21 protein-coding genes are annotated in these 25,161 nt (G+C 56.9%); 2 read left to right on the top strand and 19 right to left on the bottom strand.

Annotated features, from left to right (window positions below; translation table 11 throughout):
* Positions 1-34 precede the first annotated feature (34 nt).
* From HY795_10995 to HY795_11030, 8 genes are all read right to left on the bottom strand, one after another.
* Positions 35-412, bottom strand: a complete 378-nt coding sequence (locus HY795_10995; GenBank protein MBI4805748.1) for an OsmC family protein — start codon at positions 410-412, stop codon at positions 35-37.
* A 30-nt stretch (positions 413-442) separates the two neighbouring features.
* Entirely contained in the window at positions 443-1,069 is a 627-nt protein-coding gene (locus HY795_11000) for a class I SAM-dependent methyltransferase (GenBank protein MBI4805749.1), read from the bottom strand.
* 74 nt (positions 1,070-1,143) lie between these two features.
* On the bottom strand, positions 1,144-2,646 hold the full coding sequence (gene malQ, locus HY795_11005; protein ID MBI4805750.1) for a 4-alpha-glucanotransferase: 1,503 nt from the start codon (positions 2,644-2,646) through the stop codon (positions 1,144-1,146).
* A 15-nt stretch (positions 2,647-2,661) separates the two neighbouring features.
* A complete protein-coding gene (locus tag HY795_11010) occupies positions 2,662-3,711 on the bottom strand; it encodes a diguanylate cyclase (GenBank protein ID MBI4805751.1) in 1,050 nt (349 codons plus the stop codon).
* A 53-nt stretch (positions 3,712-3,764) separates the two neighbouring features.
* Positions 3,765-4,700: a YkgJ family cysteine cluster protein gene (locus HY795_11015; protein ID MBI4805752.1), complete on the bottom strand. Its 936-nt coding sequence runs from the start codon at positions 4,698-4,700 to the stop codon at positions 3,765-3,767.
* A 240-nt stretch (positions 4,701-4,940) separates the two neighbouring features.
* On the bottom strand, positions 4,941-5,837 hold the full coding sequence (locus tag HY795_11020) for a hypothetical protein (GenBank protein MBI4805753.1): 897 nt from the start codon (positions 5,835-5,837) through the stop codon (positions 4,941-4,943).
* 84 nt (positions 5,838-5,921) lie between these two features.
* Positions 5,922-7,847, bottom strand: a complete 1,926-nt coding sequence (glgB, locus tag HY795_11025) for a 1,4-alpha-glucan branching protein GlgB (GenBank protein MBI4805754.1) — start codon at positions 7,845-7,847, stop codon at positions 5,922-5,924.
* 145 nt (positions 7,848-7,992) lie between these two features.
* A complete protein-coding gene (locus HY795_11030) occupies positions 7,993-8,664 on the bottom strand; it encodes a M48 family metallopeptidase (protein ID MBI4805755.1) in 672 nt (223 codons plus the stop codon).
* 179 nt (positions 8,665-8,843) lie between these two features.
* Between HY795_11030 and HY795_11035 the strand changes: the two genes are divergently transcribed.
* Both HY795_11035 and HY795_11040 read left to right on the top strand, forming a co-directional pair.
* Complete coding sequence (locus HY795_11035; GenBank protein ID MBI4805756.1) at positions 8,844-11,222, top strand: PAS domain S-box protein; 2,379 nt, start codon at positions 8,844-8,846, stop codon at positions 11,220-11,222.
* A 102-nt stretch (positions 11,223-11,324) separates the two neighbouring features.
* A complete protein-coding gene (locus tag HY795_11040; GenBank protein MBI4805757.1) occupies positions 11,325-12,107 on the top strand; it encodes a prepilin peptidase in 783 nt (260 codons plus the stop codon).
* A gap of 129 nt (positions 12,108-12,236) precedes the next feature.
* Here HY795_11040 and HY795_11045 read toward each other — a convergent pair whose 3' ends face one another.
* From HY795_11045 to HY795_11095, 11 genes are all read right to left on the bottom strand, one after another.
* Positions 12,237-12,821 carry a transglycosylase SLT domain-containing protein gene (locus HY795_11045; protein MBI4805758.1) on the bottom strand — a complete coding sequence of 195 codons (585 nt, stop codon included), beginning with the start codon at positions 12,819-12,821 and terminating at the stop codon, positions 12,237-12,239.
* 165 nt (positions 12,822-12,986) lie between these two features.
* Positions 12,987-14,366 (bottom strand): hypothetical protein, encoded by a 1,380-nt coding sequence (locus HY795_11050; GenBank protein ID MBI4805759.1) that lies wholly within the window; start codon positions 14,364-14,366, stop codon positions 12,987-12,989.
* Between the two features lie 71 nt (positions 14,367-14,437).
* Positions 14,438-14,956: a prepilin-type N-terminal cleavage/methylation domain-containing protein gene (locus HY795_11055; protein ID MBI4805760.1), complete on the bottom strand. Its 519-nt coding sequence runs from the start codon at positions 14,954-14,956 to the stop codon at positions 14,438-14,440.
* 20 nt (positions 14,957-14,976) lie between these two features.
* The gene (locus HY795_11060; GenBank protein MBI4805761.1) at positions 14,977-15,372 is read right to left on the bottom strand and encodes a type II secretion system protein; all 396 of its coding nucleotides are present in this window, start codon (positions 15,370-15,372) and stop codon (positions 14,977-14,979) included.
* 14 nt (positions 15,373-15,386) lie between these two features.
* Positions 15,387-15,797, bottom strand: a complete 411-nt coding sequence (locus tag HY795_11065; GenBank protein MBI4805762.1) for a prepilin-type N-terminal cleavage/methylation domain-containing protein — start codon at positions 15,795-15,797, stop codon at positions 15,387-15,389.
* A 267-nt stretch (positions 15,798-16,064) separates the two neighbouring features.
* Positions 16,065-16,466: a prepilin-type N-terminal cleavage/methylation domain-containing protein gene (locus HY795_11070; protein ID MBI4805763.1), complete on the bottom strand. Its 402-nt coding sequence runs from the start codon at positions 16,464-16,466 to the stop codon at positions 16,065-16,067.
* A gap of 513 nt (positions 16,467-16,979) precedes the next feature.
* Positions 16,980-18,887 (bottom strand): pilus assembly protein TadD, encoded by a 1,908-nt coding sequence (locus HY795_11075; protein MBI4805764.1) that lies wholly within the window; start codon positions 18,885-18,887, stop codon positions 16,980-16,982.
* Between the two features lie 301 nt (positions 18,888-19,188).
* A complete protein-coding gene (locus HY795_11080) occupies positions 19,189-20,523 on the bottom strand; it encodes a sigma-54-dependent Fis family transcriptional regulator (protein ID MBI4805765.1) in 1,335 nt (444 codons plus the stop codon).
* Complete coding sequence (locus HY795_11085) at positions 20,524-21,747, bottom strand: type II secretion system F family protein (GenBank protein MBI4805766.1); 1,224 nt, start codon at positions 21,745-21,747, stop codon at positions 20,524-20,526.
* A gap of 4 nt (positions 21,748-21,751) precedes the next feature.
* Positions 21,752-23,335, bottom strand: coding sequence for an AAA family ATPase (locus HY795_11090; protein MBI4805767.1), 1,584 nt, complete (start codon positions 23,333-23,335; stop codon positions 21,752-21,754).
* A 1-nt stretch (position 23,336) separates the two neighbouring features.
* Entirely contained in the window at positions 23,337-25,151 is a 1,815-nt protein-coding gene (locus HY795_11095; protein MBI4805768.1) for a type II and III secretion system protein, read from the bottom strand.
* Positions 25,152-25,161 lie beyond the last annotated feature (10 nt).

Genomic DNA, 25,161 nt, shown 5'->3' on the forward strand with positions numbered 1-25,161 from the left:
ACGGCCTGAACCGAAACCCCGGCAGGATAAACGTTTAGATCTCCTTGAACTCCAGCTGTCTGCACAAGGTCTTGTGCACCGGGCAGGCCTTGACCGCGCGCTTCAGTTTCTCGATGTTTTCCGGACTAAGAGCCCCCTGGTATTCCACCGAATACTCGAACACTGCCTTGGCCGGGTCTTGCCGGTCGAGATTCACTTGGACTCTCACCCCTTCCAAAGCGAGCCCATGTTTTTTCGCGTACATACGCGAAATGATGACGATGCAGTTGCCCAGCGCCGCTTCCAAGAGATCGTGGGGTTTGAAGCCTTCGCCCGAGCCCCCATGCTCCGGGGTGGTATCGGAAACCGCAAAGTTCTCTCCGTCGCTGAATCGGACCTGGAAATCCTTCTCCAGGCTTTCGCAGACAATCATGATTCCTCCACGTTCACTGTATTGAGTCCCTTAAACTGGCCGGCGAATAAGCGCCAAACCAGCGATCCCCAGCAGACACCGCCGGATTTCGTACGGAACGATCCCAAGCTTTGATAGAAAAGCTTCCAGACCGCCACCGGCCATGAATTCGCGGTAATGAGCGTAATGCTCCCGCCCGGCCAGACGCTCAACTGCCTTTATACCAAAGCCCGCAAACACCTGACCGGATGTTTTCGGACAAAGGTAGTCCACCACTGCGATCAGCCCGCCAGGGGCTGTGACCCTGATTATTTCGAAAACTATGGCCGGGCGCGCCTCTGGCGGCTTCTCGTGCAGGGCCATGGAAATGGATGTGAACCGGAACGTTCCGTCCGTGAAGGGTAGCCGCCCGGCATCTCCTTGAACCAGCCTGAGAAATCCGGACTGAGAGGCGCGGGCCAGCATGGAAGGAGAAAGATCAAGCCCAGTGGAGGGGATTCCTGCCCGGGCCAGGAACAGGCATTGCCTCCCTGTTCCGCAGCACACATCCAGCGCGCTGTCCGCGCCCGCAGCCACCGCAATGTTTGCCAGCTCCCGGCGCAAGGGATCGAGGGCCCATGCGGTGGCAGGATCGTAAAGCCGCGCCACCGAGGAATACTCGTCTGTGAGGAGGTGCATGCCTCATGCTCGCCGGTCAGTGGGAGACTAGGCCCGCCAAGGGAAAAACAGACGGCCCGTATCCCGTGTCAGGCTCATCTCCCACGCCCGTAGAGCGTTGCCAGGGCTTCAAGCCTCGTGGCCAGCACGTCGTTCAGTCCCTCTTCCCCGCACCGCCAAGTCCAGTTGCCCTTGGCCTTGGAGGGCATGTTCATGCGGGCCTCCTGGCCCAGTCCGAGCAGGTCCTGCATGGGCACGATGGCCAGTTTGGACACGCTCATGTAGGCCAGACGCACCATGGCCCAGGGCACGTCTTCCCGGGGCATCTCGCGGCCGATGTAGTCGAAGAAGATCTTCCTGTCCGCCTCGCTCGCGTCGTTTTTGAACCAACCCAGGGTGGTGTTGTTGTCGTGGGTGCCGGTATACGCCACGCTGTTCTCCACGTGGTGGTGCGGCGCGTCGCGATTTTCACCCACACCGTGCCCGAAAGCGAACTGCAGGACCTTCATCCCCGGAAAGCCGAAGCCGTCGCGTAGCTCGCGCACGTCCGGGGTGATAACTCCAAGGTCTTCAGCCAATATTGGCAGCACAGGGAAATGCCTGAGCATGGCCTTGAAAAAGGCCGGCCCGGGCGCATCCACCCAGGAACCATTTTCCGCGGTTTCTTCCTCTGCCGGAATCTCCCAATACCCGGCGAACCCCCGGAAGTGGTCCAACCGGACCAGATCGTAGAGCTTGAAATTGTGGGCAAGGCGCTTGATCCACCAGGAGAATCCCTCGGTCTTGTGAGCCGCCCAGTCGTAGACAGGGTTTCCCCAGCGCTGTCCGGTCTTGCTGAAGTAGTCCGGCGGCACTCCGGCCACGAAGAGAGGCTCCTTGTCCGGCCCGAGCTTGAAAAGTCCCGGATTGGACCACACGTCGGCGCTGTCCTGGGTGACGTAGATGGGTGCGTCACCGATGATCAGGATGTCGAGTTTTGAGGCGTATTCCTTGAGCCTGGACCACTGCTCGCTGAACAGGAACTGGACGAAGGCTTCCTTTACTACCTTGGCGGACAGCGCTTCGGCTCGTTCGGCCAAAGCGGCGGGGTCGCGGTCGCGCAGCTCACGAGGCCAGCGCGTCCAGGAAAGCCCGCCCAGGGAATGCTTGATGGCCTTGAACAGGCAGTAATCGTCAAGCCAGTGGGCGTTCTCTGTCCTGAAAATGGTGAAGGGGCAGTGCTGCTCAAGCGATGCTCCGTGCTTGGCGAATGCCGCATCCAGAAGCCGGTTCTTGAAGGAGGCCGCTTCCGGATAGGCCGCCCGGGAGGGGTCCAGATCTGGCAGAACGCCCAAATCTTGAGAAGTGATCCACCCGTCCTCGGCCATGAGTTCGGGGCTTATGAGCAGCGGGTTCCCGGCGAAAGCCGAGTCTGACGAATAGGGCGAGTCTCCGATGAAGCTGGAGGTCGGTGTGAGCGGCAGAATCTGCCAGCAGGACTGCCCGGCCCGAGCCAGAAAATCCAAAAAGACCCGAGCCCCGGGGCCCATGTCGCCCAGGCCGTAGGGTGACGGCAGGCTCGTGATATGGAGAAGAACTCCCGCGCCTCGTTTGTGCATCAAGCGTCTCCTGACTTAATCCGATGGGTTGGAGCACTCCAGGAATACCCGGTTGCGACCTTCCCGCTTGGCGGAATACAGACACTTGTCCGCCATGGTGATGAGACGCTCCATTTCCCCTGAGGAGCGGACCCGTTCGAGATACGCAGCACCTACGCTCACCGTTACGCCTATTCCGTGGTGGAGTGTTTTCTCAACCGCATCCCGGACCTTCTCCGCAACAACGTTCATATAGGCCCGTTCACACCCGGGCAGATAGACGATGAACTCCTCCCCGCCATACCTGCCCACCACGTCCGATCGACGAAGCACGCGACGCAGTGATCCTGCCACCGAAGCCAGCACCTTGTCACCCGTTTGGTGGCCATGGAGGTCGTTGACGTCCTTAAACCGGTCCACATCGATCATGAGAAGCCCGGCAGGCTGAACGTTTCGGACATTCAGAAACACCAGCGGCTCGATGACCCTGAAAAAACCCCTCCGGTTTAAAATACCAGTGAGCGGGTCCGTGTGCACCTGGACCACAAACAAGCGGGTCTCTTCCCAAATGCGAGCAAGAAGCTCCCCGATGAGTTCCATTTCCGGTGTAAGACGCCCGAAACGCTTGAGACCGTCCACAAAATGCTGAATATGGTCCTCATATTGGGTGTCGGGGCTGGTCATGGGCATGGGCAGGTTGGAGTCGTCGGCAAAGCGGAAGAGCGTTTCGAAGGCCGGGTGCATGAGTGCCGATTCAAGCCGGTAACAGAGCACAAAGGCCCTGTTCACGTCGTCACACCCCTGACAGAGAAACACCAGGCGTTCGACCTCGGCTCGCCCATGGGCCAGGCCTTGAAGCATTTTTTCGGGGTTCTCGAAAACCTGAGGCAAATGTCCATCCAGGGCGAAGGCTTTGAGTGCCTCCCAGAAGAGGACATGCTCCCTTTCTTCGTCGGCCATACTCCGCCAGAAAGCGGCCAGGTCTGGGTCTTTGAATGTGATTGAAAATTGTGAGTACACTTCCGATGCCTGACGGTCCATCGCAAGGCATGAATCGATGATGTCGATCAGAAGAATGTCTGTCATACACACCTTTTTGGTAGGAATTACCAAGTAAGATGCATCAGCAATCAGTCCTGTCAACCGGCGTTTTCGGAAAAACCGTCAACCACCTGGGCGATCCGCCCTTTGAAGGTTTCAATGAGCTTCAGGCTGTTTCTCAAAATAGCGGTTCGACTGCGCTCGGCCTTGTCTTTACGAGCCATGGCCTGTTCAATGGCCTCGCCAGCCAACCCTATCTGACGCTCAAGGCATAGCTCGGCTCGATCCGCATCCACTTGACCTGAAGCCACCAGGTACACCAAAGCCGGGACGAATGGCAGATCCAGACTTCCGTTGCCCTTAATGGCCAGGAGGATCTCAGAAAGGCTTGGCAGGGGAGTGAAATTCGCCGAGGCCATGCCGTAATAGGGCACAAACTGTGAATCGCGAGCAATGGTCTCCTGTCTGGCCTGGAGCAACTCCCGGTGCTTTTCGCTTACAAGCTTACCGTCGCTCCACAGAGGGGGAGCGGCTTCGGAAAAATCGCAGGCCAGCCGTTGGCTCAAGGCGCTCAGGGGCACATTCTGGAGCATCTCAGGAAACTTGGGGTCCAGGGGGAACGCCCGGCAGACCTGGGGACGGCGCTCATACATGCCGCAGGTATTGTTTTTGAGAAGTGCCGGACACTTGGTTGCGCCCGCCTCAAAGTTCCCAAGACTGCAAGCAGTTACTGACAAAAAAGTGATCACCCTCTCCCCAGTGGATTTGATCCGCCCAACCTGGAAGACCGTGTCGCGGCTCAGATCCGTGGCCAGTTTGTCCTTGCGGTATGCCAGGGCAGTGAGCAGGTCGTCATGGGAGATGGGGTAGTCCGGACGGTTCTTTTTAAAGTCGCCCAGATTCCACGTTTCCATGGAGAACACCAAGGCCAGAAGGAATTCCTGGTCGTAGTCCAGAGCCTCGGCCAGACCCAGCGGGATGCTGGCCCGGCAACACGATCCGCAGCGAGTACACTCGAAGTGCTTGGTTTCCATGTCCCGAAGGTGCCTTTTTTTGAGGATTGATCTCTCGATGGGCCAAACTGCTATTCTGGACACAGCTGGACGCAGCGTCAACCAAAAGAGCCTCCGCGGCCAGGGGGAAAGCCTACCCCCAGGATCATTACAGCTCCAACGCCTCTACCGGAGGCAAGAATCCGTAAGCCTCTGGACCCGACAATTTGCTTCGCGGATCGCCAAGCCGCCACACAGAGCAAAAAGGGAGTCCAGAGGGCACTAGCCCTTTGGCCGCCGGAGGCTTTTTCGCTGCTTATTCACCCGGCAGTGCGTATCAAATATCCAGCCCTCGAAAGCCAGAACGTCCGGGTCGACCTCGTCCGGTCCCGGCAGGCCGTAGTTCTCGTGGTGCCTGCTCCAGGCCCAGGCGGCCTGGACAGCACAGATGAGCGAGTCCAGGAAGTCTCCTTTGGCGTCTTCAACCATATGTCGGACATGAAGATCGTCCATCTTCACGGTGAAACCGTAGGTTTCACGCAATCCCTCCCCGAGCATCAGCCCGATCATGCGTTCGCGTTTTGCGACGCGCTCCAAGACCAGGTCTCGTTTGCCATCCTTGTACCCCTTGTCCCCGCAGAAACGCTCGGCAAAAACGCCAGGATACACCTCGAAAAGCTTGCGCGAATCGCCATTGGGGCGTTGCGGCACCACTTCGCAAGGACACTCCAGCAGAAGTCTTGCCCCTTGATGGAACATAAGCCCCACTGGCGGGAAATCCACGTGCTGGGGGCTGCAGGCATTGGCGGCATGCCCGGCGACGCGTTTTCGCTCGCGCACTCCCCGTGCGTCCGGCGGGCAGGTTTTCATGAGTGTCTTGAATTCGGCCTGGGTGAGACCAGAGATCGCCGTGAGATACTCTTCCCAGGCCACGGGCCACCGCAAATCCCGGATGTGTTCCGGAGCCTCCTGAAGAAGCCTGGCTGACTGGGAGAACGGAAAATCGCAGCCCATTGCCCAGGGGCCTGGGGAACGCAAAAGGTCAATCAGGGGGTCATAGCTGGCAAATGCTTCGAGGCTTTCGAGAACAAGTTCTTTCTGCTCCAGCCAGCAACGCGATATGGCAAGGGGTTTACCCCGCCCCGGGGCACTGGTGAAATCGAGACCGTAGATTCGCATTGCCACCGCCCAACGCTCAAACCCCGCAAAGCGATATGGGATTCCAACGGGACGCGTCCCTTTGGCCGCCGGAGGCTTCTTCTCTTATTCTTCCGCCTTCGCGGGCTTCAAAATAACCACCCCGAGCGGCGGCAGGGTGAGCCTGAGCGAGTACGGCCTGCCGTGGATCTCACTGTGCTGCGCCATCACGGCTCCTGCATTGCCCACTCCGGAGCCGTGGTACCACTGGGAGTCGGAGTTGAGCACTTCCCTCCACAGGCCGTCCTTGGGCACGCCAACCAGATAGTTCTCGCGCACTATGGGGGTGAAGTTGAAGCAGGCCAGGGTCATGTTCTGGTGCTCCTTGTCGAAACGCAGGAAAGAGAGAACGCTGGCTTCTGAGTCGTGAAAATCCACCCACTCGAAGCCTTTGTGCTGAAAGTCGGTCTGATGCAGGGCCGGATCGCTCTTGTAGTGTGCGTTCAAGTCCGAAAGCCAGCGGCGCACGCCGGCATGCCCTGGGTAGTCGAGCAGGTTCCACTCCACTTCGCCGTCGTGGTTCCACTCGGACCACTGGGCCAGTTCGCACCCCTGGAACAGAAGTTTCTTTCCAGGGTGAGACCACATGTAGCCGTAGAGCAGGCGAAGACCCGCGAACTTCTGCCAATCGTCGCCGGGCATCTTACGCACAAGCGAGCCTTTGCCGTGCACAACTTCGTCGTGGGAGAGAGGCAGCACGAAGTTCTCGTTGAAAGCGTACCAGATGGAGAAGGAGAGCTGGCCGTGATGATATTTGCGAAAGACGGGGTCCTTGGAGAAGTAGTTCAGGGTGTCGTGCATCCAGCCCATGTTCCACTTCATGCCGAAGCCAAGCCCCCCAAGGTAGGGGGGACGCGAGACCATACCCCAGTCCGTGGATTCCTCGGCGATGGTCTGGATGCCGGGGAAGTTGGTGTAGGCGGCCTCGTTCAAGCGGCGAAGCAGTTCGATGGCGCCCAGGTTCTCCTTGCCGCCGAAGCAGTTGGGTACCCACTCTCCGTCTTTGCGGGAGTAGTCCAGGTAGAGCATGGAAGCCACGGCGTCCACGCGCAGGCCGTCGGCATGGTAGCGGTCCAGCCAGAAGAGTGCCGAGGAGATCACGAAGGCGCGCACTTCATGGCGTTCGTAGTTGAAGATGTAGCTCTTCCAGTCCGGATGGTAGCCTTGGCGGGGGTCTTCGTGCTCGTAGAGGCAGGTGCCGTCGAAGCGTCCGAGGCCGTGGCCGTCGGTTGGAAAGTGCGAGGGCACCCAGTCCAGAATGACCCCGATACCCGCCCGGTGCAGGCAATCCATCAGGTACATGAAGTCCTGTGGAGTACCGAAACGGCTGGACGGCGCGAAATAACCCAAGGTCTGATAGCCCCAGGAGCCGTAAAAGGGGTGCTCCATCACGGGCAGGAACTCCACGTGGGTGAAGCCCATCTCCGTGAGGTAGCCGGGCAGCTGCTCGGCCAGCTCACGGTAAGAGAGCGAATCCCAGGTGTCGTGGTGGCGTTTCCAGGAACCGATGTGCATCTCGTAGACGGACATCGGAGCGTCGAAGGCGTTTCGCTCGGCGCGTTTGCCCATCCACTCCGCATCGTTCCATGTGAAGTCCATGTCCCAGACCACCGAGGCGGACCTGGGGGGGATCTCCCAGGCCATGGCGAATGGGTCGGCCTTTTCCAGGTGCTTGCCGTGCACCCGGGAGGTGATGTGGTACTTGTACACCGTGCCGGACCCGAGCCCCGGTACGAAACCTTCCCATATGCCGGAGCCGTCGAGGCGAACTGTCATGGGATGCCTTTTGCGATCCCACCCGTTGAAATCCCCAATGACCGACACCTGACGGGCGTTGGGGGCCCACACGGCAAAGAGCGTTCCCTCCTGGCCCTCCACGGTCATGGGGTGGGAACCCAGCTTCTCGTAGAGCCTGAAGTGGGTGCCTTCCTTGAAAAGGTAGATATCATGCTCGGTGAGCAGGCTCACCCCGTGAATGACGTTGCCGGACATGTCGTCTCCTGGATGCTGTGAAGATCAAACCATACAATAGGACAATTGCCCGGTGAGGGAAAGGGGCGTCGCGGTTCTTTCGCCGGATGCCCGCCAGCGCTGATGAGTCCGGCGTATCGGAAAAAGAGGAAACTTCGCGCGGATTTCAGCCTCGGGCCCAGGCGGGCACGTAACGGCGGGCGGTCCTGAGGTGACGGTCCAGTTCCATGGCTCCGGGCCGGATCGATTCCAAAAAACTCCAGAACTTGCCGGAATGGTTCAGGTGGACGGTATGGGCCAGCTCATGGGCCAGTACGTATCCGGCCAGTTCCGGAGGGAGAAAAAGCAGACGGGCGTTTAACGATATGACCCCTTTGGCGGAGCAGCTGCCCCACCGGGTACGTTGCAACCGTATCGTCACTGCAGAGAAGGTAAGATTGGTCCGGGCGGCCTCGGCTTCTAGCAAGGGAGGAAGCAGGCGGCCTGCCTCGCGTTTGAGCCATGTCCGCAGAGCCTGTGTCACCGAGTCCCGGCAGGCGATGTCCCCGGTAACGCCGAGACTCGAAAAGCCTTCGCTGCGCACCCGGACGCCTCCTCCTGTTTGGGGGGACAACCCGTTGGCGCCACAGTTCTTCGCCCTGTAGCGCACCGTCAGGAGGCTGCCCACCGCGCGCAGTTCCACCGTGGCTGGCGCAAGCGTTGCCTCCTCTCGCGCGGCCTGGGCCTTGTCCAAATGATGGTTCACCCAATTGAGGCGTTCCCGGACGATACCGGGGACCAGCCCGGGGTCGAACCCCTGGGGTGTGACCACCGTGAGCCCGGACTCTGGCGTGATCACCAGCCGGACTCTCTTGGCGCGAGCCGAAACACGCAGGGCAAAGGCCGGTAGAGGAGGGACATATGCCAACACGCTGGGATTATGGCCCAAGGCGGCTCTTGCTGTCAAAAATGGGATGCCGTATGGAAACGCCAAACAATCGCACAGAATTGTAAATTTCTTGTAGTAGGAGCCGTACCATGTCGTTCAGTATTCGAAGCCTCAGCATCCCCGGCAAACTGACCGCAAGCAGTCTGGCATTCGCTTTGCCCATCGCACTGTTGACCTATTACACCGTGCACGGCCTGGAAAAGGATATCGCATTCGCTCAGATGGAGATCAAAGGGAATGCCTACCTGAGGCCCCTCGTCAAATTGCTGGAACATGCTCCCAGGGGTGCTGAAAGCAAGAATGAGATGGACCAGGCCTTTACGGCGCTGGGGAAGGCCCAGTCTGAATTTGGAGCCGAACTCCAGTTTACGAATTCCGAGTTGGCAAAACGCGGACGGGAAAAGCTTCATCCAACCAAAGTGGAAACTGCCTGGCGCCAAACTAAGGACAAGCCGACTCCGGAATCCGTCGACGCAGTCATGGCAGATGTTAGGGGAATGATCGCCCATGCAGGAGACACCTCCAACCTCATCCTCGACCCTGACCTGGACAGCTACTACATGATGGACGTGGTGCTGCTGGCCCTGCCCCAGACCCAGGAACGTTTGGCAAAAGCCCTTCGCGACGCTCTGCCGCTCACCGGCGGCAACGACTTGACCACCGCTGAACGCAGCACGCTTCTGGTGTATGCGGCCATGCTGCGTGAATCAGACCTTGAACGCATAGTGGCCAGCATCAACACAGCCCTCAAGGAAGACGAGAACTTCTACGGCAGGTCCGAATCCCTCCAGGCCAACATCCCGGCCAAACTCGAAGCGTACTCCAAAGCGAACGAGGCATTCATCTCAGCCCTGAACCGGATGGCCAAAGGGGGCAAGCTAACAGACAAGGAACTCGCCAAACTGGGCGCCGAAGCCTTGTCTGCCAGTTTTTCCCTGTGGGAGGCCTCTTCGCGGGAACTCGACGTGCTGCTCGCCAAACGCATCGCCCACTACACTTCCAACAAACTATGGGCCCTGGGTTTGAGTCTTGCGGCCGTGGCGGTAGCGGGACTCAGTGTCATCCTCGTGGCCCGGGGCATCGTGAGGCAACTCGCCGGGATTCGCTCCTACTCCAGACAGGTGGCCAAGGGGGACCTCTCCGCGGCTCCCTGCACCGAGTGCGAAGCGGAGTTAGGCGAACTCTCCAACGACATTCAGGCAATGGTCAAAGAGTTGCGCAGCCGCCTAGGGTACACCCTTGGTTTGCAGAAGGCGTTCAAGGTCCCACTGCTTGTGGCTGACAGCGAGGCCCGGGTGACCTTCACCAACCGCGAGCTGCTCGACTTCATTGAGGTGACCGGAGAGCCCGAGGCCTGGGTAGGGCTCACAGTGGCTGAGCTGGTGCGCAACGACGCCACCAAGGAAACGGTCATGAGCAATTGCCTCAAAAAGAATCAGTGCGTGTACAAGGCCGAAATCGCCTTCACCACGCGCAAGGGCAACATCCGCCACGCCCTCGTTGATTCCGACCTCCTGCACGACCTCGACGGCAACACTATCGGCGTGGTGGGCGTCCTCTCTGACATAACAGACATTAAGCGCCACGAATCGGAGTTGGAACAGCGCAACAACTCTCTGGCCCAGGCCGTGGCCACATCCCAGGAAATTGCCGAGGGGCTGGGGCAAGCCATGCGCCGCCTGGCTGAATGCATCGCCGAAGCAGCCGAGGGAGCCACCTTGCAGAACCAGCGAGCCTCCCAGACCGTGGAGGCCATGGCCGCAATGAACGCCTCCGCCCAGCAGGTGTCCGACCTGGCCGGCGAAGCCTCACACGGCGCGGACAGTGCCAAAAGCACCGCGCTTGAAGGCGAGAACATGGTCCGCACCGCTGTGAAATCCATCTCCGAGGTGCAGAGCCAGGTGCTGGAGCTTCAGGAAAAGATGCGCGAACTGGGTGCCCAGGCTGAAAACGTGGGCAAGATTCTCCAAGTGATAGGCGACATTGCGGACCAGACAAACCTTCTGGCCTTAAACGCCGCCATCGAAGCCGCAAGGGCGGGCGAGGCCGGGCGTGGCTTCGCCGTGGTGGCCGACGAGGTACGCAAACTGGCTGAGAAGACCATGCAAGCCACCCACGAGGTGGGCTCCACCCTGGACAGCATCCGCACCGGAGCGGCCCAGACTCTTTCCGCTACCGAGCAAGCCGCCAGGGAGATAGTGGATTCCACGCGCCTGGCGCAGTCCTCGGGCGACTACCTGGGCCAGATCGTTTCCATCGTGCAGGGTTCTTCCGAACAAACCAAGGCAATCGCCCAGGCCGCCGGTGAACAGGCTCGGGCCAGCTCCCAGGCCAACCAGGCCATGGCGGAAATCGAGAACATCTCCTCACGCACAGCCCACGGAATGGAAGAGGCTTCCAAGGCCCTCGAGGATGTGAACCATCAGGCCACCAGCCTGGAAGAACTCATCAGGGGCATGCGCAGCTAGAAGCGGGCCAAGCCGTCAAACATCGTGTTTATTGGTTTCGATAGCAGATGTTGTTGGCGAAGCGTCGTTAGCGTACAGAGATAAAAACTCCGGGAAGGTGTAATGGTGCCACCAGAAATCGTAACGTTTTTCCCTTGGATCGCTGGCATTCTGGGACTTGTTTTCGGCAGTTTCTACACCGTCTGCGTGCACCGTTATCTTTCCGAGCAATCCATCGTGCTGCCGGGTTCGCACTGCCCGGCGTGCAAGCACCCCCTCAGGTGGTGGGAGAATATTCCGCTTCTCTCGTTTCTCCTGCTCCGCGGCCGGTGTTCAAACTGCAAAGCTCCCATCTCCTGGCGTTACCCCCTGCTGGAGGCGATAAGCTGCGCCTGGGCAGTGGCTTTAGCCATGCGCTTTGGACCAAGTCTGCCCTGGCTGGCCCTCATGGCCGTGGGCGGGGTTTTTCTGGTGACCTCGTTCATCGATCTTGAAATCTATATCCTGCCCAATATTCTCACCTATCCGGGCGCGCTCCTGGGCATTGCCACAGGAGTGTTCGCCCTGGGACTCACCTGGGAACAAAGCCTGATCGGGGCGGCTGTTGGTTCAGGCCTGTTCGGGCTGCTCCGCTTCGTGCACATGCGGGCAAGGGGAGTGGAAGGACTGGGACTTGGCGACGTGAAGCTGATGGCCATGATCGGGGGGCTTACGGGCTGGATCGGTCTGCCCCCGGCCATATTATTTGCCGCCCTAGGCGCGCTTGTTTTGGCGCCAGCTTTTAGGCTCGCTTCGAAAGAGTCCGGGCCGCTGCGCATCCCCTTCGGCCCGTTTTTGTGCCTCGGGTGCATGGTTTCCCTTCTGTGGGGCGACGCCTTCATGAGGCTTTTGGCTGGCAGGCTTTAGGAATGTCAGCGGGGATGAGGGGAGAAAAGAAGCTTCCGGCGGCCAAAGGGACCAGTCCCTTTGGAATCCCATGTTGCTTCGCGTCTTGCTCGCAGGCGTGGCGCTCAGGCAGACCTCACCGGTCCGTTCTTAAAGAGCCTTGCCGTATTTTGCCGTGACCTTTTCCACGTAGTTCTTGGTCTCGGCTATGGGCGGAACGCCTCCATGCTTGCTCACCGCTCCAGGCCCCGCATTGTATGCGGCCACGGCCAGCTTCACGTTCCCGCCGAATCGGTCCAGAAGCTGACGCATATAGCGCGTGCCAGCCTCTATGTTCTTGGACGCGTCGAAGCTGTCTTTGAGTTTCAAGTCCTTGGCCGTGCCGGGCATGATCTGCATGAGCCCCTGCGCCCCCTTGGGCGAGACCGCCCGGATGTCGAACCCGGACTCCACCTCCACCATGGCCCGGACCAGGGCCGGGTCCAGACCGTAGGTCTTGGCGTTGCGGTTGATGAGATACAGTACCTGGCGCTTGTCCACATTCTGCGGCAAGCGGAAATAAAAAAATGGTTTGAAGTCTTTGGTCGTCTGCGTGTCGCTCAAATGCACCACGCCGCTGGAATCCTGGTAATGATAGATTGTTTGCGCGTGAACGAGCTCTGCGGAAAAGAAGATTGCCACGACAATGGAAAAAACCGCCAGGAAGCGGAACGTCTGAAAATTCGCATTCCGCATCCTCATTGTCTTGTTGCCCATGAAACGCCAATAACCAGCCATACGCGCATTGGCAAGGTTTGGACTGAAACTCGATCCAGATTGAGAATAACTTTAGTGATCCGAAACGAAGAATTGAACCTATGCTGCTTCAGTTATTAGGCACTTTTCAAAGAAGTTTTGAGGCTAGCGCATCCCAATTTTGGGGATGGAGAAGTAATACTGCCCTGTCGAAGCTCCAGTGGAAACCTGGTAGCCATACACGAAGAACTGAAACATTGTGTGCTCTGCAGCCGTCATATATACGGTGTACTGTAGTGTAGGGCTAGACCCCGTATAATCCACAGTAATATCATCACACCCCGTTCCTGTGCAGCCGTGCCACGTCTTTATCACATAAGCGTACATGTTATAATGGGCATTGCTGGAGTTGGTTGACACCACCGCGGATGGACGGACCAGCTCGATGCGCACGGGCACGGGGCTCGCCGTACCAACCATCAGGGTCCTGGTTATGGACAGCAGCCCAGGAAGGCCTGAGCCGCCCGGGTCGGTTGACGAGGCGGAGGGATTAAAGGGTTTGTAGTCTGTTTTGTCATTAGCGCCGCCAAGATTGTGTACGTTGTCGTCGTATGCGAACGAGGATGACGTGGTGTATGTGTTGGTCGGTGGGGTAGTCGCGTTAGTGATATTCCAGGTGGTTCCCCAGAATATGTTGGCGATGTGGTGGTTGTCCGGGTCGTTGCGGCCGTCGTCGCTTACCCCGCTATGGCCACTGTTGGTATAGATGTCGAACTCTATTCCTATTTTCGGAGGACGGATTCCCTTACCATTTCCCCAATAGGGATACCCCGGCCCGGAATAGCCCAAGAACGATCCGTGTGAGACACTTGCCAACGGCCCACCCGCGTCTTGCGGCGTGTTCCAGGTGCCATTTTTTATGGCAAACACGAAACCGTCGGCTGCGGACCCCGAAGTGATGCTGTACGTGAAGTACACCCGAATGCCGTTTAATAGGCTCCCGATACCGTTGTTGAAGTTGGCAGAGGTAACGGAGTTGTTCGGCGCGCCGGCAAATCGCGGGTCGAAGCTTATGCCTGCGGTGTAGTTGGTGAGCGCGGAAGCATTGACGGACACTGACGTCGGAGAGGCAACAGCTGTCCCGGGTTTGGATTGAACGATGAAGATACCCGAATCCACAGGGGAGTTTATTACGTTCGTGACCTGATAGTTGGCCTCGAAAGGGGTACCTACATTCACGCTGCCTATGGACTTGACAGTGTAGTCATAGGTGTTTGGGCTGTTTTGCTTCACATCCAGGGTTATCTTCTGGTTCGTCCCCAGGTCAGTGGTGATCACCCTTCCATCGAGATCCTGCTCCATGGTCCGGCCACTATGATGCCCGATGTTGACTTCCCCGGCATAGGCCGAGGCGTAGTTTATGCCGGACTCCGCCAGCATCCGAGCCTGAGTGTCGAAGGTGAGCATCATCTCGTTTTTCTTTGATGTGTTGGAAACGGACAAAACGCCTGCCGTCAACGAAGCGATAATCGTGATGGCGGCCACCACCCACACCAGAGAGTAGCCCGCTTGGTTTGTCGTCGCCCTGAACCTCAGCCTCGACATGGCGCCCAACCTTATTGGAAGCGCTGGGTATTCAGCGCGATGTTCGTGTTATAGGTCTTATTGACATTGCCCTTCCACGTTGGGACTCGAACGGTGAGTTGAATCACAACGGGGGTTGGCGGGTTTGCTCCAAAATTCTGCTGTGTGGCAACAAATCCCGTCCCGCTGACCACGTTCCCCACCAACGTATTGTTGTTTATTTGGAGATTTGTTCCATTAAGTTGTATTATTGTCTGAGACACATCTGTCATGTAATAGTATGTCAAAACATTGCTCGAGATCCATGAGGATGTAAGCCGCTTTGTATCGGCATTCGCTATCTCATGGGTAATACGCGTCAAAGCTGCTTGAATGTTTTCTTCCGCAGCGGCCTCGTTCTTAGCCAAGAGCCATCCCTGCAACACATTCATCAACACGGGCAAAGCACCAGCAGCGACAATTCCCAAGATGACCAATGTCACAATCAGCTCAATAAGAGTCGTTCCCCGTTGGTTTTCTCTAGCACTAATCATGTCTTCATCCTGGCTCATTACGTTTGTAACACACCAGATCAAAACTGCTGAGTAAAAATATACGTTAGCGACTGACCAGTTGCCTTATCCGTAACAGTAAGCCGGAGAGACGGGTTGATGTCATTGGCGTTAAAGCGATAATTTGCATTCGTATTTATTGTATACAGTGAGTTCAACTTGTAGACACTGCTATTTGAAACAACTATGTTGCTGTTAAGCTGCGTGAGATTATGTAAATACGTCCCGCTATTGCTGTAATCCGTAATAATATTGGCCATCACAAGCTGCAAGCGAAGGGGCGGAGGCATCTGATCAAAGGGCTTCGAACTCGTGGTCACACCGGACAAAAAATAGGGCACGACCATGGCGGCCATTATCCCAACCAAAAGGATAGTGACGATCAGCTCGATAAGTGTGAAGCCCTTGTTGTTCATCACTTACACCTTGATCAGGGCACGTAACCCGTGCCTGGGGTGATCACCACGGGACTATATGAACAGTCTGTCACGGCAAAAGACATGGTCCCCGATGGCACACCACGCGTACTGAAAGTAACGGTTCCGGCTGCCACGCCACCAGTGGCGAAAGTGATGGTACTGTGGTCGACACCATTTCGCTGAAGCGTCCCGGTTTGCCCGCTCACCACGAAGGACCAGGGGACGATGTCAGCCATAGCTCTCGTCCTGGTGTTTCGCAAAGCACCTTTGAGGGTTTCAGCATCGGCATAGGCGTCGTAATTGGTGGTGGACCTGCGGGACATGACCACCACGCCGATGATGGCCACGAGCACCAAAGTTACGGCCAACTCCTTGAGCGTAAAACCCTGGCTCGCCGATTGGCCCCGGATATCCCGCGGCACAGATGCATGAATTCCTTGAAGGAGGGGCTCCGCACACACGCCTTGCGGCCCCAATTCAGGGGCCCAGGCTCCAGCCTCAGCTGGCAGCGTTTCAATGAAGAATATTTTTTCAAGCCATCGAGACAGCATCGTGACACCCTCCGGCGCGATTACCCCAACCGGTTCACGCGAAACCTAGCAAGTCTCTTTGCGCACTTAAGCCGGGCGGTACCCCCTTGGTCCCGCCCGGCTCGGGCTTACGCCCTTTAACTCAAACTTCCGAAGAAGTTATTGCAGTACGACCGTCTTGCCCTTGTCGGTGGCGGGGATATTGGCCAGCCTTTGACTGATGGAGTTCACAAGGCTGTTGGTTACCAGGATATCAACGCCAGTCGAGTTGTTCGAAGTGTTAGCGGTGTAACTGAGCGTGAAGTCGCCCACGTTGTTGTACGGAGCGCTGCTCAGAGTGGTTACCAGGTTGGTAAGGTTGAAGTTACCGGCGATCAACTGCTGGGAATAGACCATGGTGACGTTAGAGGCACCGGCCGCCACAGCACCCTTCACTGCGCCCGCAGCCGCCTGGTCCTGCATGTCCAGGTACCTGGGGATGGCCACGGCTGCCAGCATGCCCACGATAACCAGAACCGCGATAACTTCGATAAGGGTAAAGCCGCCCTGGCCGCTTCCGATGGTACGAGTCTTCATGATGTCTTCTCCTCTAATGGTGATTTGTATTCGCCTTCCCTGAGGCGTCCCTCTTCTCGCCTTTTCGCCCCAGGGTGGTGAAGTTTCCTGTCTGGGGGCCGGGCAGGATGTCCCGCGCCGATGCCCGACTTAAGCATTCACCGTGCCAACTTCCACCATGACAAGATAAGACAGCAAAATTATTGAGCTTTACCTCTCAACAAGTACCCAAAACAACTCCCGGCGCCCCTCTCTCCTACAAATTTTGGAGGTCCTTCAACGCGCTTTGAAGGCCCGCACGCCTTCTTTCGCATTGCTCGTGGCACCAAAAAGGGGAAGAAACGCACTTTCTACTTCGCTAGCCGGGGGATATTTGTACAGTGGAACAAACGGTTAAGAATCGTCGTCCCTACTCCCCTGGGGCAACTCTGGTTTTCAGAAGTGTAGGGCTGGCAACAATCCGCGGTTTTGAACCGCAGGTTCCTGTATACAGGGAGATGGCCCGGCAGATTGGATAACTTAGCGTCCGATGGCAGAGTTTAATTTCGTCCTATACTTTTCAATTTCCTTGATCAGCTCTTCATCCTCAGCAGGGGCTTTTGTCAGGGCCATATCTAGCAAAAGAAGGCCTTCCCGGCCCTTGCCCGATAAAGCAGCCACAATTCCCAGATCGTAGAGGTCTTTGGCCGGAGTATTCCATACCAACGGATTGGCAACATCCTTCAACGCCTCGTACCCCTTGGAATACTCTTCAAGCCTAACATACGCAGCATAAAGGTTGCGTTTGATGCTCACCCCTTCAACCGGGTTGGCTCGGTCAAGGGCCTTGAGGTTTAGTTTGACCGCTCGTTTAAAGTCGTTCTGCTCGAACGCGACTTGTGCACCCAGGGCATACCCCATGAAATGCTCTGGGTGCCTGCTTACCATCATTTCAGCATGAACAGCAGCTTTCTCCAATTGTCCTTCGGCCATGAGAATCTTTGTCACCACCGCGTTTGCCACAAGCCCTTCCGGATACACCGCCAGGAGCCTTTGTGCTTCCACAAGGGCCTTTGCCCTGGTTTCGCTATTCATCGCCTTGTAGTCGGCGCTTGCCATGCCGGCTATCGGCAAAGCTTCCATGCGGTATTTGCCCACAAGGCCAGGGTGTTTGTCCGAGTCGGCGTAGAGAACGGCGTAATCATCAAGAAAAACCGGCACGAGACGAGGGAAACCAGCCATTGTTTCAGCGAAGCCCTGGTCATCCTTGGCGATCATGATGAAATCGGGCGCATAACGCTCAAGCATTTTCCCCAAAACCGTTTTGTCGTGTGCGAAGTTGGAGCTTTGAAAGAAATCAAAGCTGCTAAAGAGCATGGTCTCCATGTCCATGAACAAACTGTATTTGGGATGCAGTCTCCAAACCAAATAACCGCCCGAGTTTGGTTCGTTCAGAATGCGGCCGCCGGGACCCTCTTTCTCAAGGAAGTCGCACACGCCTACCGGCAGTTGGCCATGGCTCAAGGGGAAATGCGGCCTGTATCCAAGATATCCAACCACAACAAATATGGTTCCGCAAACCATGGCCAGCCCGGTGGATACGGCGGCCCTCCAGGATATATCGCGAGTCTTTTGGCTCAACAGGAAAAGGGCATCCCCTATCAGAGGCAGCAGCAGCAGCACGAACTCATAAGTGAACCGGCGTGACTGAGGCAGCAGGAGGAGGCCTCCAGCAATGAGGATAAGGCGGCTTAAGCGAATCCGGCGCATTACGCACAGAACCGTGGCACTTACCCCCAGGATCACCATGAGCAGATTTGCCAGGGAACCTACTGCGTTGCTCACGGGATAGAGTGAGAACACCACAAGGTCGCTCAGTTTCGTGGCGCGGAGTTCGTTGATAACCAGTTCGTGGAACAAGGGCGCGGCAAATGGTTTGAGCAGAAGACCCGTCCCCGCCGGGGTGGCCAGCACCGTGTACATTGTGGCGATCAACGGCCACCGGAGCTGCCGCAACTCGTTCGGGACAGGACGGCGCAAAAGCTTCGCGATGAAATACTCGCAGAGATAGGCTCCGCAGATAAGAAGCATCACCGGATACTCGACTCCGTGCAGATTTACCCACACGACTCCGATGGCCGGCAGGAGCCACCCCAACTGCGGACGTTGATTGATAATCAGCATGAATACAGCAATGCCCATGTAGGAAAAAACGTGAGGCCGCAGAAGAAGATCACGGGGGAGTATGGCCATGGCGTACAAAATGGTGAGGCTCAGGACCAGCAGCGTGGCACCGTTTCCGCCCTGCCGGGCCTGCCCGGACAGATACCGGTAAACGAACCATACCGTGAGGATAAACAGAGCAGCCCGCACCAACACCAGGGCTTCGTACCCACCCAGTTTGAAAAACGTGTACAGGAACACCTGGTGAAGCCAGTAATAGTCCACCCAGGTACCTGCTGAAGCAAGGTAGGAGAAATACGGTCCGTCGGGCAGGCGGAGGTTTTCAAATATGTATCGCCCGCCAGCCAGATGATAGAAAAGGTCATTATCATAGGCGACTATTGGCCATAGCGCTAAGAGCACTCCCATACCGGCCAAGAGCGTCAAGACAAGGTAGGATCGGAAGGAATTAGCTCCTGGGTGCCCAAAATTCATCACTGAAACTCCTTAGCCCCTGCCAAACTCGTTTTTATGCGCTCGTTTCAAAAGCACGCACCGGCCATGAAGACCGGTGCACTTGTTCAGGTCAGTTCGGCTTGTAGGCAGCGGGGTCCAACCCGAGCTTTTTGATGCGATGCCAAAGACTGCGCTCTTTTATGCCAAGCATCTCGGCCGCCCGAACCTGAACCCCATGACTTTTGATAAGTGCCGCTATGATAAGGCTCTTCTCTATCTCTTCAAGACGCTCGTCCAAGTCCTTGGCCCTGCTCTCGGGCATTACTGGCAGTTGCGGCTCAGTGGCGGAAACGAGCCTGAGCTGTGCGGGCAAATGCTCGGGCAGAACCATGCCATGTTCATCTGCCAGGACCGCCGCCCGCTCCAGAGAGTTGCGCAATTCACGTACATTTCCCGGCCAGGAATACGCCATCAGCAGCTGCAGTGCTTCCGTTGAAAGAGTGAGCCCAGGCCCGAAGCGCTCAAGAAAGTGCGAGCACAGCATCGGAATGTCCTCAGGCCGGACGCGTAATGGCGGCAAGAGAATCGGGAAGACGTTCAAGCGATGGTAGAGATCTTCCCGGAACTCGTTGCGAGTGATCATTTCCTGGAGATTTTTGTTGGTGGCCGCAACCAGCCGGACATTGAACCGAACCGGCTTGGCCCCACCGACCCTCTCGGCCTCCCCGTTTTCAAGGGCACGCAAAATTTTGGCCTGTGTCTCCAAAGGCATGTCGCCTATCTCATCCAGAAAGAGTGTACCGTTGCTGGCCTGCTCGAACTTGCCTTTTTTTACGGCGATTGCCCCGGTGAAGGCCCCTTTTTCGTGCCCGAACAGCTCGCTCTCCATGAGTCCGGGGGGGATGGCCGCGCAGTTCACCGCCACGAAAGCCCTATCTTTGCGTTTGGAGTGGGAATGGATGGTGTTGGCGAACAAATCCTTGCCCGTTCCGGATTCCCCGGTCAGCAATACAGTTGCTTCCGAAGGAGCAACCTTGGCTACCTGGGACATCACTCCCCGCAAGGGTCTGCTCTCACCAATGACGCCCGGGAAAAGCGCCTTTGCGTCCAGGCTTTCCATCACCTGGGTGACGTGCTCGAACATTTGGCCCAGAGCTTCAATTTCTGCGCCACGGGCCCGTTCCATCCGTTCCGCTGGTTCCTTGAGCATCGGCAGTTTCTTGGCCCTTTCCAGAAACTCCTTTACGGGCTTCAACACCAGAGTTCCAAGCAGCATGGCTACGCCGAAAACAGCAAGACCGGTAACAGCCGCCGTGATGTAGCCGTTGCGGGCCGAAGCCCCTCCCTCAAGAAAACCGAATCGCCAAGCAGCCTCCGTTCCCAATACGCACAGCGAGGCGATCCCCCCCAGGATGAAGGGAATGAGCACGCCAAGGGATATGTCCACACGCACTCGCTGAAACATCTATTTCACCATCTTGGTCAAATCCCACATGGGGAGGAAAATGGCCAAAGCAAAAAAACCGACCACCCCGGCCAAACCGACTACCAGTATTGGATTGATTGCTTCCGACAACGAACTTACCGCATACTCCACTTCCGCATCATAATGGTTGGCCACGGCCATAAGCATCTCTTCCAGATTGCCGGTTTCCTCGCCCACGGCCACCATATTGATGACCATCGGAGTGAAGTATTTTGCCTGGCGTAGCGGAGAGGAAAGTCCGCGCCCTTCCTTGAGCAGCTCCTTGATGCGCGAGAACTCCAAGGCAATGGCCGCATTGCCTATAGTTCCTTCTAAGATATCCAGGGTGGCCAGCACGCTTATGCCGCTGGCCTGGAGAATGGAGAAGATGGAAGCAAAGCGGGACATAGCCGCCTTAGTAAAAAGAGGCCCGAAAATTGGGATGCGTAACCACAGGTTGTCCCACCAAAGACGGCCCCCTTTTGTTCTTAGAAATCTGATAAAAAGAAATATTCCAACAATGATTCCGCCTAAGAGATAATATCCGTAAGCATCGAAAAATTCATACAGATTTATTGCAATCACAGTTGGCGCTGGCAGTTCGATTTGAGCCCTTTTAAAACTAACCACAAACTTGGGCACCACGAAGTTTAACAACACGTAGAAAGCAGTACCCAAAGCAACGACTATTGTAGCCGGATACTGTAAAGCGGAGCGTATGTCCGATTTCACCTTATGTTCGTGCTCTATGAGATAGATGAGGCGGTTGAGCACCTCCGGGAGTGCTCCGGACTGCTCACCCGCCAGAACCATATTCTGGTAAAGCCCGGAAAATACCTTGGGATGGTTTGAAAAAGCCTCAAACAAGGTTTTGCCCTGTTTGATGTCCGCATTCATGATCGTGCAGACTTGCTTAAGCTTTTTATTCTCGGTTTGCTCTTCTAAGATACGCAAGATTTCGAGAATGGAAAGTCCGGCTTGCACCATGGTCCGGAACTGTTTGGTAAAAAGGATGAGATCTTTAAGCTTTACTGCGGTAAGCTTTATCTCGGTTTCTTCCCACCATCCCTCCAAGCCGCCTTTCACCCTGCCCCGGGAAATTGAAACAGGAATGTACCCCAAAGCCATAAGCTTCTGGCGTGCCTGATCAACCGACTCGGCTTCGATCACTCCGGATATGGTCCGGCCGGATTCGTTCAGGACTTGGTAGGAAAAAGAGGCCATGGAATTATTTGAGGATGATCTTGAGTCCCGAAGGAGTCTTTTCCACCACCGGCCGGATCGGAGCCGCCGAGGCGTCCTTGAGATAGACTGCCACCCTCAGTTTATCTGGATGAACGGCGCTGCGTACTTTGTCAATGCGTGAGGACCCGACGGACAATTCTCGTTCCGTTTTCCTTTCCCAGGCCCCGAAAAGATCCACCACGATTCTGGACGGGTTCGGCTTGAAGCCAGCCTCAAAGCGCTCGACAGGTTTGTCTGTAAGTATATCTAAGGTTTGCATTCCATCCGCAAAGTCCGCGCGAACTCCGGTGAAGCGAGGCAGGCCCCCAGAACGATTATTTCCCGGCTGTTCAGGAACGGTTGGTTCGGCACCCAGGAGGGAGGGGGCGTTCAGGTCCTGCGTCGGTTTAAAGGCATTGGGTTCTGTTTTTCCCTCTACAGACGTCTGATAATCCGGTTGCGGACCTGTAATGCCTTGAGCGGGCGTTCCCGTCTTATCCTGTCCGACAGTGGACAACTCCGCAGCCGGTTTGGTCTCCTGAGCAGGCGCGGACGCATCGGTGGGCACGCTCTCCTGCCTGGATGCCACGCTGGAGCGAAACCACGAAGCCACATCCGGCATGTGTACCTCCGGCATGGAAGCCCTGATCCGCCCGACTTCAAAAGGCACAAGCCCCAGATAAACCGCCGCACCCGCCACCGCCAGCAGGATGCAGAGCGCTCCGGCCAACGCCCATGGCCAGCGTCTGTGCCGAGGCAATCCCAAGGTACGCCAGCGCATGCAGCTGCGCACCACGCCCCACGTTACCCGTGGCCTTTCTTTTATTATAACAGCCAGAAGCGCTTGGTGGCACAACTGCACGATCTGACGCGGGAAACCGTCCGTGGCCAGAAATACAGCGAGCAACGCCCCAAAGCTGAAAAGCCCTTCCGGAGAAATATCCTTTGAGCACATGGCCAGCCGGGCCTGGATCAGCTCACGCGTGTCCTGGAAGTCCAGAGGCTCTATCCTGTAGCGCAAGTTCACCCTGTCAGCCAGGTTGGCCTTGGCTTCCAAAATCGGCTCAAATTCCAACTGGCCGAAGATGACGATCTGCAACAGCTTGTTTTCGTTGGTTTCGAAGTTGAGAAGCTCCCGGAGGATCTCCAGACACTCGAGAGACATCTTCTGGCCTTCGTCCACAATGAGGACCACGAGTTGGTCCTCTTCGACTGCAAGCCCCCACAGGGCATTTTTGATGTTTTCCCGAAGCTGCCAGTCGCTGGCCTGCCCCGCCGCCTGTGCATCCACCCCGAAAAAACCATTCAATTGGACAAGCAGCTCTCTGGCGTCTGAAAAGGTCGGGTCCAGAATGAGATGGGTGACTACTCCCTGGCGCTCCGCTAGCACCCGGATGAGCTGACGGCACAAGGTGGTCTTGCCCGTTCCCACGTGCCCCGTGACCACGGACAAGCCCCTCTTGAGGCGAATGGCTATCTCAAGAGCCTGCAGACATTCCCGGTGCTGTTTGGTGCGATAGAACAGCTCCGGGTCCGGGGAGTTGGAAAAAGGCTCCCGGCGAAGATTCAACACCTCGAAATACCGCATGTCAGCTGCCGGGTCTTCCAGGCTGCGGAACGGTTGGAGCCGGCCCCAAGGGTATCGGCTGCCGGTCTGGGGACCCTGGACGACCTGATGGAGTCTGGGGGGCCTGGGACATGGGCTGAGGCCCCTCAGCTATTGCCGTTCCGCCTTTGAGGATAGTGGGAGTGATGAATATGAGGACATCCTGCTTCGTGTCTTGCTTGCTCTTGTCGCCGAACAGATAACCGGCTGCGGGAATATCCTTGAGCCCGGGGAAACCCTGGCTCGATTTTGATTTGGTGTGTTTGGCCAGCCCTGAAATGATGATGGTGGAACCGTCCTCCACGATGAGTGTGGTGTTGGTCTCCTTCTTGCGGATGGGCGGATTGCCCTGCACCCATTGCGTCTGATCCGTGACCACTTCATCATTTTTTATGATGAGCTTCATACGCAGATTCCTGCCGTCGATGACATGCGGCGTCATTTCCAGGCGCAGCACCGCATCTATGAACTGCACGTTAGTACCGTTCTGAGAAACTGAGACATACGGCACCTTCTCGCCATTTTCGGTGAAGGCCATGCTGTTGTCCAAGGTGGTGAGCGATGGCTCGGAGAGGATGCTGACCTTGCCGTCCCGGGCCAGCGCGGTAAGCTGCATCTGGAGAATGTTGTTGTTGATATTGCCCCAAAGGAAGTTGATGGCCGCTCCCTGCGCCCCCAGGCCCGCACCCGGAGGCGAGCCTGTGTTTGTGATTGCGGCAGGGAAATTGAAGGCGTACCCGCGACTGGAAGGCCCAAGCCCGTAGGTGTTGGTATAGGTGACGGTACCGTCCGACGCAACGGTCCTATCGGTTGAGGACTGTATAAAGGCACTGTTGCCGCTGGGGTCCGCGATGGACTTGAAAAAGCCGCCCCATTGAAAACCTATGTCTTGCAAAGAGTCCTTGGTGGCCTCCACGATGAACGCCTTCAGGTGCACCTGGAGCCTTGGCTCGTCGAGTTTTTCAACGAGTTTCACCAGCATCTCAGCATGTTCTCTGGGGGCCTGGATGACGATGGAACTTGAATGCCTGTCGGCCACGACCAATCCCTTGATCTTCCCTGCAAGTTCATCGCTGCCCGAGGCGGCGCCAGCAGCCGGGGCGCCTGGCGCTCCGGGAGCAGCGCCGGGAGCACCACCTGGAGCCGCCCCAGAGGAAGCCAGGTATCCCTTCAGAGTTTTTTCCAACTCGGTGACGTCCGCGTAGTTCACCTGAACCTTAACGGTCACCATGGGCTCAACGGTTTTTTGCTTCTCGGTTTGGGCCATTTTCTCAGCAACGGCCTTCTTCATTTCGTTCTGGCCCTTCATATCTTCCAGTGTCATGACACGGATGATCTCCCCGTCCCAATCGTAGCTCAATCCGTTGGCATTGAGGATTGAATTGAAGGCCTGGTCCCAGGGAGTCTCGCTGACGTTTAGGTTCACCTTATGCTTACCCTGGTTCTCGGGAGCCTGGAGGGAGGCGGAGAGAATGATGTTTTGATTGGCGATGCGAGCCATGGAACGCAGCACCGCCTGAAGGTCCGTATTGTAGAAATTGAGCGACACCCGCATTGTGGGCAGGTTGCGTTTTGGCTTTTCGTCTATGATTTTTGCGTCTGACTTCACCTGGAGCTGGGAGAACTCCACTTTACGGTCCTGGTGCGTATAGGTTTTGTCTTTTGTTTCTTCTGCTACTTTCTCCCATTTCTCCATGAAGGGGTCTTTCTCTTTCTTGTCCGCACAGGCCGCAAGCAGGATGACAAGCCCCAGCATAGCCGCCCATAAAATTCGTATGTGGAAATGGATATTTTTCATTCAGCACTCC

The organism is Desulfovibrio sp. (assembly GCA_016208105.1).
Lineage (GTDB): Bacteria > Desulfobacterota > Desulfovibrionia > Desulfovibrionales > Desulfovibrionaceae > Fundidesulfovibrio.